The sequence below is a fragment of the Caballeronia sp. SL2Y3 genome (assembly GCF_022879575.1).
In the GTDB taxonomy this organism is placed as follows: Bacteria; Pseudomonadota; Gammaproteobacteria; order Burkholderiales; family Burkholderiaceae; genus Caballeronia.
Map to the genome: position 1 here is coordinate 975,737 of NZ_CP084260.1, position 13,672 is coordinate 989,408.

The 13,672-nt window shown below is 64.6% G+C and carries 9 protein-coding genes; 3 read left to right on the top strand and 6 right to left on the bottom strand.

What is annotated here, in order from left to right:
* Positions 1–197: 197 nt before the first annotated feature.
* Positions 198–1,472 carry an amidohydrolase family protein gene (locus LDZ26_RS04550; RefSeq protein WP_244848353.1) on the top strand — a complete coding sequence of 425 codons (1,275 nt, stop codon included), beginning with the start codon at positions 198–200 and terminating at the stop codon, positions 1,470–1,472.
* 36 nt (positions 1,473–1,508) lie between these two features.
* Here the strand turns inward: LDZ26_RS04550 and LDZ26_RS04555 are convergent, their stop codons facing one another.
* The 4 genes from LDZ26_RS04555 to LDZ26_RS04570 form a co-directional block, all read right to left on the bottom strand.
* Complete coding sequence (locus LDZ26_RS04555) at positions 1,509–3,635, bottom strand: M3 family metallopeptidase (protein ID WP_244848354.1); 2,127 nt, start codon at positions 3,633–3,635, stop codon at positions 1,509–1,511.
* Between the two features lie 163 nt (positions 3,636–3,798).
* A complete protein-coding gene (folD, locus tag LDZ26_RS04560; RefSeq protein ID WP_244848355.1) occupies positions 3,799–4,653 on the bottom strand; it encodes a bifunctional methylenetetrahydrofolate dehydrogenase/methenyltetrahydrofolate cyclohydrolase FolD in 855 nt (284 codons plus the stop codon).
* A gap of 176 nt (positions 4,654–4,829) precedes the next feature.
* Positions 4,830–5,720 carry a DUF2950 domain-containing protein gene (locus tag LDZ26_RS04565; RefSeq protein WP_244848356.1) on the bottom strand — a complete coding sequence of 297 codons (891 nt, stop codon included), beginning with the start codon at positions 5,718–5,720 and terminating at the stop codon, positions 4,830–4,832.
* A 68-nt stretch (positions 5,721–5,788) separates the two neighbouring features.
* Positions 5,789–7,045 (bottom strand): DUF3300 domain-containing protein, encoded by a 1,257-nt coding sequence (locus tag LDZ26_RS04570; protein WP_244848954.1) that lies wholly within the window; start codon positions 7,043–7,045, stop codon positions 5,789–5,791.
* Between the two features lie 235 nt (positions 7,046–7,280).
* On the opposite strand from LDZ26_RS04570, the gene LDZ26_RS04575 reads away from it, so the two are divergent.
* On the top strand, positions 7,281–7,499 hold the full coding sequence (locus LDZ26_RS04575) for a hypothetical protein (RefSeq protein ID WP_244848357.1): 219 nt from the start codon (positions 7,281–7,283) through the stop codon (positions 7,497–7,499).
* Here LDZ26_RS04575 and fixJ read toward each other — a convergent pair.
* Positions 7,490–8,128: an oxygen response regulator transcription factor FixJ gene (gene fixJ, locus LDZ26_RS04580; protein WP_159835767.1), complete on the bottom strand. Its 639-nt coding sequence runs from the start codon at positions 8,126–8,128 to the stop codon at positions 7,490–7,492. The two genes, LDZ26_RS04575 and fixJ, sit on opposite strands and share 10 nt — an antisense overlap.
* Entirely contained in the window at positions 8,125–10,662 is a 2,538-nt protein-coding gene (gene fixL, locus LDZ26_RS04585; RefSeq protein ID WP_244848358.1) for an oxygen sensor histidine kinase FixL, read from the bottom strand. The genes fixJ and fixL overlap by 4 nt, the downstream gene beginning before the upstream one ends.
* A 284-nt stretch (positions 10,663–10,946) precedes the next feature.
* Between fixL and aceE the strand changes: the two genes are divergently transcribed.
* Entirely contained in the window at positions 10,947–13,649 is a 2,703-nt protein-coding gene (gene aceE / locus LDZ26_RS04590; RefSeq protein ID WP_244848359.1) for a pyruvate dehydrogenase (acetyl-transferring), homodimeric type, read from the top strand.
* Positions 13,650–13,672: the final 23 nt, after the last annotated feature.

The following is a 13,672-nucleotide window of genomic DNA, read 5'->3' on the forward strand; positions in this document are numbered from 1 at the left end:
ACGGCCGCGCCGACCATTGCGCCGCCCTCAATGCTGCCTACGCGCACGCGCGACCTATCGCGTGACGCGCGGCGTCTATGCACGGCGAGGGCCCCACGCTCATCGCGACGCTGGGCGGCACACGAGCCACAGCGATCGCGCCCGCGCATTTATGTCCCGCTACAATCGTCAGAACCGCTTACGCCCGGGGGCTTCATATGGATCTCATCATTCGCCGCGCATCGCTCGTGCGCTCGACGGGGCTCGTCGATATCGGCATGGAAGCAGGCCGTATCGCTGCGATCGAGCCGCATCTGAATGCGAGCGCGCGTGAAGAAATCGACGCGGACGGTTCGCTCGTCACCGCGCCCTTCGTCGACGCCCACTTCCACATGGACGCCACGCTCTCGTACGGCTTGCCGCGCGTGAACGCGTCGGGCACGCTGCTCGAAGGCATCGCGTTATGGGGCGAACTGAAGCCAGAACTCACGCAGGAAGCTATCGTCGAGCGCGCGCTGCAGTATTGCGACTGGGCCGTCGCGCGCGGGCTGCTGGCGATCCGCTCGCACGTCGATGTCTGCGATGCGCGTCTTCTCGCCGCCGAGGCGCTCGTCGAAGTGAAGCGCCGCGTCAAGCCGTATCTCGACCTGCAACTCGTCGCGTTCCCGCAGGACGGCGTGCTGCGCAGTCCGGGCGCATTCGAGAACCTGAAGCGCGCGATCGCGCTCGGCGTCGATGTCGTCGGCGGCATTCCGCACTTCGAGCGCACGATGGCCGACGGCGCGGCGTCCGTCACGCTGCTGTGCGAGTACGCGGCCCAGCACGGCTTGCGCGTGGACATGCACTGCGACGAATCCGACGATCCGATGTCGCGCCACATCGAAACGCTCGCGGCGGAAACGCATCGGCTGGGACTGCACGGCCGCGTGACCGGCTCGCATCTCACGTCCATGCATTCGATGGACAACTACTACGTCAGCAAGCTGATTCCGCTGATGCGCGAAGCGGGCGTGTCGGCGATCGCGAATCCGCTCATCAACATCACGTTGCAGGGTCGCTCGGACACGTACCCGAAGCGGCGCGGCATGACGCGCGTGCCCGAACTGATGGCGGCGGGCATCGACGTCGCGTTCGGCCACGACTGCGTAATGGACCCGTGGTACAGCCTGGGCTCCGGCGACATGCTCGAAGTCGCGCACATGGGCTTGCACGTCGCGCAGATGACGGGCGTCGACGCGATGCATGCGTGCTTCGATGCCGTCACGCGCACGCCCGCGCGCATTCTCGGGCTCGAAGGCTACGGCGTGGAAGTGGGCTGCCATGCGGACTGCGTCGTGCTGGACGCGCGCGATCCGATCGAAGCGATCCGTCTGCGCGCGGCGCGCACGGCGGTGATCAGAAGAGGGAAGGTGGTGAGCCGCAGCCCGGCCATGCGCGCGACGCTCGCGCTCGAAGGCCGGCCCGCGGAAGTGGACTTCAGAATCCAGCGCTGAAAGAAAAAACCCCGGCGCGGGGGCCGGGGTTTTCGATCAGTGCACCGTCTGCGTGTGCTCGCTCATGCCGTTGTGACGCAACAGCGCGTCGATGCTCGGCTCCCGTCCGCGGAACGCCTTGAACGAATCCATCGCCGGGCGGCTGCCGCCGATTTCCAGAATCTCGCGGCGATAGCGCGTGCCGGTCTCCGCGTTCAGCACCGACCCGTTCGCGGCCTTCGCGGCTTCCTCGAACGCGGCATAGGCATCGGCGGACAGCACTTCGGCCCACTTGTAGCTGTAGTAGCCCGCTGCGTAACCGCCCGCGAAGATGTGGCTGAACGTATTCGGCCAGCGCGAGAACGGCGCCTGCGGAATGACGTGGAACTTCTCGTTGATCTCGCGGGCGAGGTCGTTGATGTTCTGCGTGCCGTTGGCCGGATCGTAGGACGTGTGCAGCACCATGTCGAACATCGAGAAGACGATCTGACGCAGCGTGCCGAGACCGCTCTGGAAGTTCTTCGCGGCGAGCATCTTGTCGAAGAGTTCGCGCGGCAGCGGCTGGCCCGTTTCGACGTGCGCCGACATGTCGGTCAGCACGTCCCACTCCCAGCAGAAGTTCTCCATGAATTGCGACGGCAACTCGACCGCGTCCCATTCGACGCCGTTGATGCCCGACACGCCGAGTTCGTCCACGCGCGTGAGCATGTGATGCAGTCCGTGCCCGAATTCGTGGAAGAGCGTGATGACTTCATCGTGCGTGAAGCAGGCGGGCTTGCCGCCGACGGGCGCGGAGAAATTGCACGTCAGATACGCGACCGGCGTCTGCACGTCGCCTTGCGTGCGCTTTTGGCGGGCGCGGGCGTCGTCCATCCATGCGCCGCCGCGCTTGCCTTCGCGCGCGTACAGGTCCAGATAGAACTGCGCGACGAGCGAGCCGTCCTTGTTCTCGACGCGGAAGAAGCGCACGTCCGGATTCCACACGGCGGCTTCGTCGCGGCGAATCGAGACGTTGAACAACGTTTCGGTCACCTTGAAAAGGCCCTTCAGCACCGCTTCCTGCGGGAAGTACTGCTTCACTTCGTTCTCGGAGAACGAATAGCGCTTCTGGCGCAGCTTTTCGGCTGCATACGCGACATCCCAAGGCTGAAGCTCCGGCATGCCGAGCTCGGTCGCGGCGAACGCGCGCAGTTCCATCCAGTCGTTTTCGGCATACGGACGCGCGCGCTTGGCGAGGTCTTCGAGAAACGCGATGACCTGCGCGGGCGATTCCGCCATCTTCGGCGCAAGCGACACTTCCGCGAAGTTCTGATAGCCGAGCGTGCGCGCTTCTTCCAGACGCAGCTTCAGATGCTCGACGATATTCTGTGTGTTGTCCCACTCGGCTTTGCCGTGACCGTAGGTTTCGCCGAGTTCCGACGCTCGCGTGACATACGCGCGATACATCGCCTCGCGCATCGGCCGATGCTCTGCGTACTGCAACACCGGGAAATACGAAGGGAAGTGCAGCGTGAACTTCCAGCCTTCCTTGCCTTCTTTCTGCGCGGCTTCGCGGGCGGCTTCGATCACGTCGTCGGGCAGGCCGGCGAGGTCGCTCTGCTGCGTGACCACATACGAGTATGCGTTGGTCGAATCGAGAACGTGATCCGAAAACGCCTTCGAGAGCGCAGCCTGTTCTTCCTGCAACTGCGCGAAGCGCGGCTTGCGGTCTTCAGGCAATTCCGCGCCGGACAGGCGGAAATCGCGCAGTGCGTTCTCCAGAATCTTCTTGCGCTCGGGCGAAAGGCCCGCGAATTCGTCGCCTGCGGCGATCGCCTTGTACTTCTCGTACAGCGCGAGATTCTGACCGACGCTCGCGGAAAACTCCGTGACGCGCGGCAGGTTTTCGGCATGGGCGGCGCGCAGCTCAGGCGTATCGGCGACGGCGTTCAGATGCCCGACGATGCCCCACGCGCGCGAGAGCTTCTCCGATTCGCGCTCCACCGTTTCGACGACGTCCTGCCACGTGGCCGGCGTGTCGGGCGCGCTCGCGCGATCGACGGCGCTTTTGGCCGCCGCCAGCAGCACGTCGAGCGCCGGGGTGACATGCTCGGGCTTGATGTCGCCGAAGCGCGGCAAGTCGGAAAAATCGAGCAGCGGATTGGATGCTGCCGTGGTCGGCGTGGCTGCGGTGGTATCGCTCATGGCTCTCCCGGTTCTGTGATCGTTGAAGCGCGGAGCGGGCCAGTCATGCGAAGCCCGCGCCGCTCGTGTCCGAATGCTATTGGAGCATTATTGGGGCCGCGGGGCCAAAATCCAATGGATTGTTTCTAAGGGGACGATCGCGATGGCGCGCGTCCCCGGCGGCTTACGCCTGTGCCGCGCGCTCGGCGGCTTCGATGGTGTTGACGAGCAGCATGGTGATGGTCATCGGGCCGACGCCGCCCGGCACCGGCGTGATGTAGCCCGCGACTTCCCTGACGCCCGCGAAGTCGACGTCGCCGCACAGTTTGCCGGCTTCATCGCGATTCATGCCCACGTCGATCACCGTCGCGCCCGGCTTCACCATGTCGGCGGTCAGGATGTTGCGGCGGCCGGTCGCCGCGACGACCACATCCGCGTTGCGTGTGTAGTGCGCGATATCGCGGGTCTTGCTGTGGCAGATCGTGACGGTCGCGCCCGCTTCGAGCAGCAACAGCGCCATCGGCTTGCCGACGATATTCGAGCGGCCGATCACCACCGCATTCGCGCCCGTCAGGTCGATGCCGTGCGCCTCGAACATCTTCATCACGCCATACGGCGTGCACGGGCGAAAGAGCGGCTTGCCGGTCATCAGCGCGCCCGCGTTCGCGACGTGAAAGCCGTCCACGTCCTTCTCCGGCGCGATGGCTTCGATGACCTTGTGGCTGTCTATATGCGCGGGCAGCGGCAACTGCACCAGAATGCCGTGGATGGCCGGATCGGCGTTCAACTTCTCGATGTGCGCGAGCAGCTCGCTTTCGGCGAGCGTCGCGGCAAAGCGATCGAACACCGAATGGAGCCCGTTGTCCTGGCACGCCTTGACCTTGTTGCGCACGTAGACTTCGCTCGCCGGATTGTCGCCGACGAGCACCACGGCGAGCCCCGGCTTGTGTCCGCGAGCGGTGAGCGCGGCCGCGCGGGCGGCGACATCGGCGCGAAGAGTCTTGGAGAGGGCGTTACCGTCGATGAGTTGGGCAGTCATGGCGAATCGGAATCGAGATTGGGCGGCGTAGCGAGGAGAGGCGCGCAGGCGATACGTCGTTGTGCCGTGCGTGCCAGGGCGCGCAAGGCGCCTCGAAGAAGGGCGAGATTATACCGCCGGGCGCTTTGCGGCGTCCGGCGGCGTGTTGCGAGAGCGTGCCTGCCGTGCGCGTCGAATTACGGCGAGACGGGCTGCCACGAAGGATCGGGATCGAACGACCTGATCGACGCCGCCACGCGCGCCGACGCCGGACCGAGGTTCTTCTGATACAGCTGCCCGTCCTGGTCGATCATGAAGGACATCACGCCCGTTTCGCCGTACTTCGCCGGCCAGGCGATCAGCCCGAAGCCGTCCGCGAGCGCGCCGCCTTGCATGTAGTTCTTCGCGCCGCCTTTCGCGTGCGGCCCTTGCGCGGTGAGGATGCGGTAGTGATAGCCGTAGTAGCCGCCCGAGGCCGTCGCCTTGTTCGGCATGGCCGCCGCGAGCGGGCCGAGCGGGCTTTCCGGCTCGCCGGGCGCGGTGTCCCAGTAGAGGCCGTCGTGCTTGCCCGGCGTGCTCACGAAGCGGTCGGCGTAGTGGTTCGTGAGCTTGCGATAGTCGTTCTGCGCATCGACGTAGGCGAGCGCGACGCGCATCACCGATCGCTCGTTGCGGCCGATGCGCCGGGTCAGCACTTCGTCGCGCGCGGCGGGCATGTCGAAGCGCCAGCCGCGGCCCGTATCGACGAGCGGAATCGGCAGGGTCCAGCCGCTGTCGCCGGTTTGGATATGCGCGCGCCTGGGGCCGCCGGCCGGCGCGTTATCTTCGACGATGGCGTGTCCCTTCGCCCATGAGCCGAGGTACTCGTAGATGTCGTCCTGGCCGATGTTGTCGGTCGGCACGTAGCGCGCGTGGTCCTTGCCGAGCACTTTGGAGAGCGCGGTTTCGTCGTTCGATGCAATGGCGTCTGTCAGGGCTTGCGCGGCGGCTTCGGGCGTCGGATAGACGGCCTGCGCATGCGCGAGCGAGGCCGCGAGCAAAAGCGATGCGAAAAGGAAAGGGCGGGGCGATGCGGCAAGTGTCTTCATCGAGATCATCTCGGACTCCTGAGTCGTGGGCATGGGTGTGGCGCAGCGGGGCGCAGCGGCTCAGCGGTTCAGCGGCGATGAAAACCGCCGCCGCCGCCATGGAACCCGCCGCCCCCGCCGCCGCCCTGGAACCCGCCGCCGCGCTGGATTCCGCCGCCGCCGCTGCCTAGTCCGCCGCCTTGTCGTTCGAGGCCGCCGCCCGCGTTCGGATGCGCGCTCGCGAACGACTGGCGGCTCGCTTGCCCGCGCTGGATGTCCTGCCGCGCCGCGTTGCCGTCGCCCGCGCCGCGCAGCGCGTTGTCGCGGTTCACGCTCTGCGCGCGCTGATGCAGATCGTTGTTGCCGGCGCCGCGCGAGTCGCCGCCTTGCCGGATGTTCTGCACGCGCTGGCTCGCCGACTGATTGAGGTTCTGCCCGGTGCGCTGCTGCAGCGTCTGGGCCGCCTGCGCGCGCGCCTGATCGCGGCCGCGGAACTGATCGCGATTCGCCGCGCCGAGATTCTGGTTGCCGAAGTTCTGCCGGTTGCCGATGTTATTGCGGTTGAACTGCGGGTCGTTGCGGTTCCAGCGCACGTTGTTGCTGTTCGCGCTGAGGCGGTTGTTCACGTTGATGTTGTTATAGCGGTTCACATTCACGTTGACGTCGCGGCGGCCCCAGTCGCAGTCGCCCCATAACGCGTTGGCGACCGCGACGCCGGTGCCGAACGCGAGTCCGGCCGCGAAACCGGAGGCGATCGCATAGCCGGGCGGCGGCGGCACGTAGACCGGCGGATATGCCGGATACGGCCACGCGCCGTAGACCACGGTCGGGTTATAGGTCGGCACGTAGACCACTTGCGGATTGGCCGGCACGATCTGGATGGTGCTCTGCTCGACGACCACCTTCTGCTGTTCGCTGCTCTTGAGATTGCCCGCGCTCTGCGCCGCGCGCCGCAGCCGCTGCACGGAATCCATCACGTCGCCGGATTGCGCGATGAACGCGTTGCCGAGCTGCGTCACCCAGTCGGGCTTGGACGCCATCGTCGCCAATGCTTGCGGGAACGCAACCAGCAATTGCACGCTCGGGTCCCACGGCTCCGACTGCACGGCCTTCACCGCGTCGTCGCCCTTGATGTTCGGATTCGCCTTGGACCATTGCGCGGCCGCCTGAATGTCCTGCGGATACGTCGAGGCCATCAGCACCTGTGCGAGCAGCGCATCGGGATAAAGTGCGATGGGCGCGACGAGCGCATCGATCTGCTGGTTCGAGAGCTTCTGGCCGGCGGGCTGTGTCTGAGCGTGCGCGGGCGGCGAATGAAATACGGCGAGCGGCGCGGCGGCAAGCATCGCCGCTAGCGCAAGCACGCGCGCCGGACGCAGGCGGCACGCGACCGACGGGCATGACGTCTCGTGCAACTTCGAGTCCGCCCGGCGCGCGACATAGCTGCCAAGGCGCAGGAACGTCGGTGCTTCGACTGACCATCGGCAACTCAACGGATCGAAAGCAGCAGACTCGGATGCGTTCTCGGATCGGCGAAAGAAAGCGGCAAGGGATTCAGACGTTCGCGCGGGCTTGCGGTGGATGGCGAAACGTTTGCCTGTGCGTGCAGCGGTTGCCTTGTCGCGCATGATCGACTCCGGTGTTGGGGCACGATCAAACTACGGGCGGGCGCTCATTGGTGTCAACGCGAAACTCGAAATGACGCGTTTCGATTTTGCGGATGCGGCAAGCGAAGCAAACGACAGTGGCCGGCATGAAAGCCGGCCACGCGAGGAAACTGCCGAGACGCTTTACTGCTGAGGCTTGTTGGACAGCGCGAGGCGCAACAAATCTGCGACGGTATTCACCGACAGCTTTTCCATGATGTTCGCGCGATGCGCTTCCACCGTCTTGATGCTGATGCCGAGGTCGTCCGCGATCTGCTTGTTGAGCCGCCCCGCGATGATGCGCTCGAGCACCTGATGCTCGCGCGCCGTCAGCTTGCCGAGCCGCTCGGCGGCCGCGCGCTGCTGCTGGACGCTGGTGCTCTCGCTGCGCGCCTTTTCCAGCATGCGCTCGACCAGCTTGCGCAGTTCCGCCTCGTCGAACGGCTTCTCGATGAAATCCATCGCGCCTTTCTTCATGGTCGAGACGGCCATCGGCACGTCGCCGTGACCCGTGACGAAGATGATCGGCAGCACGGAGTTGTCCGCGATCAGCTTTTCCTGCAATTCGAGGCCCGTCATGCCGGCCATGCGCACGTCGAGAATCAGGCAGGCGATGGCGCCGGAATGCGCGATCGGCAGGTAGACGTCGAGGAACGATTCGGCGCTCGAGAAGCATTGCACGCGATAGCCGTTGGCTTCGAGCAGCCAGCGCAAAGAATCACGCACGGCCTCGTCATCGTCGACGACAAAGACGGTTTCCTGAGTGGTGACTGGACTGCTCATAGTTCTCCCGTAACGGTATGTTGTCTCGTATTGGTATGTTCGTCGCGCGCGTCGGCGCCCGGTCCGCTCGACCCGTCCGCTTCGCCGATCGGCAGGCTGCAGTGGAAGGTCGCGCCGGTCACGTGGCCGTCCGCCTCGACGTTGTTCACCACCCACAGCCGCCCGCGATGCGATTCGATGATCGAGCGGCAAATATTCAGGCCCATGCCCATGCCGTCGGATTTCGTGCTGTAGAACGGCTCGAACAGACGCTCGGCCGTGGCTTCGTCGACGCCCGGACCCTGATCCACGACGCTGATGCACACGAAACCGCCATCGGTTCGCTGCACGACCACGCGAATCACCGGATCGACGGCGTTCGGCTTTGCATCATGCATGGCTTCCGCTGCGTTTTTCAACAGGTTGACCAACACTTGTTCGATCAAAACCGGATCGACGTAGATCACCGGCATGCGCGAGCGGATCTCGGTGACGATGCGGATCTTGCGCTTGCGCGCTTCGATTTCGGCGAGACCGACCGCGTCCGCGACGATATCCGCCACGCGCGTGGCCTGGCGCTTGGGCTCGCTGCGCTTCACAAACTCGCGGATGCGCTTGATGATCATGCCCGCGCGCACGGCCTGCTGCGCGGTCTTCTCCAGCACGGGAAGCAGCGTTTCCTGCGTCATCCGCCCGGACTTCACGAGCGCCACGCAACCCGAGCAGTAGTTGTTGATGGCCGCGAGCGGCTGGTTCAGCTCGTGCGCGAGCGACGACGCCATCTCGCCCATGGTCATCAGGCGGCTCGTGAACTGCAGCTTCTCTTCCTGCTGATGCGCCAGTTCCTGCGCCTGCTTGCGCTGTGTGATGTCGGTCGCGATCTGCATCTGCGCGAGGTGGCCGTCCACCCACTGAATGTACTGGCGGCGCACTTCGAACCACTTCTGGATGCCCTCGACGTAGACCTCCTGCGCGTCCGCCGAGCTTTCGGTGAGCACCGCGGCGGGCAGGCCCGCGTAGGTGTCGATCATGTCGAGCGTGTCGGACGAACTTTGCGCGTTGCCGTCGAAGGCCGCGCCCGCCAGTTGCAGGTGTCCGTCCGGGCGAATGCCGAACAGGTGCCGGTAGTAGCGGTTCGCGAACAGCAGTTCGGCTTCGTCGGCGGCGAGCACGGACACGGCCGCGTCGAGGCTTTCGAGGACGGTCGTGAAGCGTTCGTGCGCGGCGGCGAGTTCCTCGCGGGCGCGCTTCGGCTCCGTGATGTCCGTCATCGACGACATCCAGCCCGTCTGACGGCCGGAACTGTCGATGAGCGGGGACACATAGAGCCGCGCGTGGAAGAACGAGCCGTCCTTGCGACGCACGCGCAGTTCGAAGCCGGACGAGGGCGCCTTGCCGCGCAGCGTCATGTCGAGCTGGCGCTGCATCTCCGGGTACGCGTCGCGCGGCCAGTACGGAAACGGCGCGTTCTTGCCGACGAGATCGCTCTCGTCCCAGCCCGTCATGCGGCAGAACGCGGGATTCACGTGCGTGATGCGGCCGTGCATGTCGAGGACGCGCATGCCGATCAGCACCGAGTTCTCCATCGCGCGGCGGAAGAAGGCTTCGGCGTAGAGCGCCTGCTGCGCCTCGAAGCGCTGACGCGTGTGCTTCCACAGGCTCCAGAGGCTCCACAGCACGAAGCACGACAAGCCCGCGACGAGCCACACCAGCGTGTTATTGGTGAAGTTCGTGAGCTGCGGATACGAATACACGCGCACCGACAGGCCCTGTCCGGGCGGATCGAGCGGCAGGTCGTAGAACATGTCGCGCGGCAGGCGCGGCCGGCTCGACGTGGTCGCGAGCTCGCGATTGTTCAGATCGGTGATCGAGATCTTGTACTTCGCAGACAGTTCGCTCGGAATGTCGCGCTTCAGAATGCCTTCGATCGAAAAGACGGCCGCGATCGATCCGAGGAATTCGCGGTCGCGAAACACGGGCGTCTGCAGCGTGATGTAACCGTTGCCGAGGTCGTCGTAAAGAAGCGGCGAGTAGACCTGGCGGCGCGTGGTGCGCGCTTCGTCGAACGCGGCCTGCACGGCCTCGTCCATTTGCGTGTCGTTCGGTTTCGCGAGGCGGGAGCCGAGCACCGGCAGCGGCGTGTTGGGCCAGCGCGGCTTGTGCTCGCTCGTGTACCAGTTCATGTAGAGGATCTCAGGATGCCCCTGCATGATGTCGGTGGACGCGGTCTGGAAGTTTTGCGAGTCGCCGTGGCCCGCCGCGATGTCGCGCGCGAGGGCCTGGATTTGTTCTTGCGCACCCGTCATGGCAAGACGGATTTGCTGCTGCGCCCACGCGACGTTGCGGTACAGCGTGTCTTCCTGTTGCTGCTGCTCGCGCCGGTTCAGGCTCCAGAGAATCAGACTCATGACCACCAAAAAAACGATGATGGAGATGAGCGGCGTGAGTAAATAGGAGTTCGACCACCACGGGCCGTGGTGCCAGCGGGAGGGCGACGAGTCGGTCGGTTTCTTACCGACGCGCGCCGAGCGTTTGATCAGCCGGTCAGTCAACATGGAAGCGATTGTAACGCAGCACCCGATTGTTAATTGGCGTAAAAAGACGGTAAAGACGGCTCATTTGCGGGAAAAGGAGGAGAAACGTCTGAGCAGAAAAACCATATGGGACGGTGCATTGCAGCATTTTTTCACATCATGAGATCCGCTCCCATGATTCGAAAAATTCCTTGCTACTAGGTCTGGACCCTCTTTAGAATGCCGGCACGCGGCCAGTGCCCGAGTCCGTGCGGGCGTGTGTTTTTCGGCTGTTCTTAGAGCGTTCCTCACATCAGGAGACGAGCATGTCCGCTGTACCCGACGAAGTTCTCAAATATGTCGCCAATGCCAAGGACGACGATCCGCAAGAAACCGCCGAATGGCTCGAAGCACTGGATGGCGTGATTTCGGCGGTCGGCCCTGACCGCGCGCATTACCTGATCGAGAAACAGATCGAGTTCGCTCGCGTGCACGGCGAACATCTGCCGTTTTCGGCCAACACCCCGTACATCAATACGATTCCGGTCGCGTCGCAGGCGAAGATTCCCGGCGACCAGGACGTCGAGCACCGCATTCGTTCGTACACGCGCTGGAACGCCATCGCCATGGTGCTGCGCGCGGGCAAGGACACGAACGTCGGCGGGCACATCGCTTCGTTCGCGTCGGCCGCGACGCTCTATGACGTCGGCTTCAATCACTTCTGGCACGCGCCGTCCAAGGAACACGGCGGCGATCTCGTGTTCGTGCAGGGTCACTCGTCGCCGGGCGTGTATTCGCGCGCGTTCCTGCTCGGTCGCCTGACCGAGAAGCAACTCGACAACTTCCGCCAGGAAGTGGGCGGCGAGGGCATCTCGTCGTATCCGCATCCGTGGCTGATGCCGGATTTCTGGCAGTTCCCGACCGTCTCCATGGGTCTCGGCCCGATCATGGCGATCTATCAGGCGCGCTTCATGAAGTACATGCAGGCGCGCGGCATCGCGAAGACGGACGGCCGCAAGGTCTGGGCGTTCCTCGGCGACGGCGAGACGGACGAGCCGGAATCGCTCGGCGCGATCGGCATGGCCGGCCGCGAGCGTCTCGACAACCTCGTGTTCGTCATCAACTGCAACCTGCAGCGTCTGGACGGTCCGGTGCGCGGCAACGGCAAGATCATCCAGGAACTGGAAAGCGAATTCCGCGGCGCGGGCTGGAACGTCATCAAGGTGATCTGGGGCAGCCGCTGGGACGCGCTCTTCGCCCGCGACAAGACCGGCGCGCTGATGCGCCGCATGATGGAAGTGGTCGACGGCGAATACCAGACGTACAAGTCGGAGTCGGGCGCGTTCGTGCGCGAGCACTTCTTCAACACGCCGGAACTGAAGGCGCTGGTTGCCGACTGGTCCGATGAAGACATCTGGAACCTGAACCGCGGCGGCCACGATCCGCACAAGATCTACGCCGCGTTCGACGCCGCCACCAAGACGAAGGGCGCGCCGACCGTCATCCTCGCCAAGACCATCAAGGGCTATGGCATGGGCGAGCACGGTCAGGCGATGAACATCACGCATCAGCAGAAGAAGCTGCCGATCGAGACGCTGAAAAAGTTCCGCGACCAGTTCCGCCTGCCGATCAGCGACGAGCAGATCGTCGACGTGCCGTATCTCACGTTCGAGGAAGGCTCGAAGGAACTCGAATACATGCGCCAGAAGCGTATGGATCTGGGCGGCTATCTGCCGGCGCGCCGCCAAAAGGCGGAATCGCTGCCGGTGCCGGCGCTGTCCGCGTTCGAACCGCTCCTGAAGGGCACGGGCGAAGGCCGCGAAATCTCCACGACGATGGCGTTCGTGCGCGTGCTGAACATCCTGCTGAAGGACAAGGCCATCGGCAAGCGCGTCGTGCCGATCGTGCCGGACGAATCGCGTACGTTCGGCATGGAAGGCCTCTTCCGCCAGATCGGCATCTGGAATCAGGACGGCCAGAAGTACATTCCGGAAGACTCCGACCAGCTGATGTTCTACAAGGAATCGGAGACGGGTCAGATTCTGCAGGAAGGCATCAACGAAGCCGGTGGCATGTGTGACTGGATCGCGGCCGCGACGTCGTACTCGACGCACGGCGAGATCATGATCCCGTTCTACATCTTCTATTCGATGTTCGGCTTCCAGCGCATCGGCGATCTGGCGTGGGCCGCGGGCGACATGCGTTCGCGCGGCTTCCTCCTGGGCGGCACCGCTGGCCGCACGACGCTCAACGGCGAAGGTCTGCAGCACGAAGACGGCCACTCGCTGCTGTGGGCGGCGTCGATTCCGAACTGCGTGAGCTACGACCCGACCTTCGGCTACGAACTCGCGGTCATCATGCAGGACGGCCTGCGCCGCATGGTGCAGGAGCAGGAGGACGTGTACTACTACATCACCGTGATGAACGAGAACTACGAGCATCCGGCGATTCCGCAAGGTGCGGGTCTTGAGAACGTTGCGGCCGACATCATCAAGGGCATGTACTCGTTCAAGAAGGCCGAGAGCGCAGGCCGTGCGCACGTGCAGCTGATGGGCGCGGGCACGATCTTCAACGAAGTGATCGCCGCCGCCGATCTGCTGAAGAACGACTGGGGCGTGTCCGCCGATCTCTGGAGCGTGCCGAGCTTCACGGAACTGGCCCGCGAAGGCCAGGACTGCGAGCGTTACAACCTGCTGCATCCGACCGAAGAGAAGCGCGTGCCGCACGTGACGAAGCTGCTCAACGGCGCGCAGGGTCCGGTGATTGCGTCGACGGACTATATCCGCGCGCTCGTCGACCAGATCCGCGGCTATGTGCCGAACAAGTTCGTGGTGCTCGGCACCGACGGCTACGGCCGCTCGGATACGCGCGAGGCGCTGCGCCACTTCTTCGAAGTCGACCGCTACTGGGTCACGCTGGCGGCGCTCAATGCGCTCGCCGACGAAGGCACGATCGAGCGTAACGTCGTCGCTGAGGCGATCAAGAAGTACAACCTCGACCCGGCCAAACCCAACCCGATGACCGTCTAAAGGCATCGCCCCCGAGCGTTGTG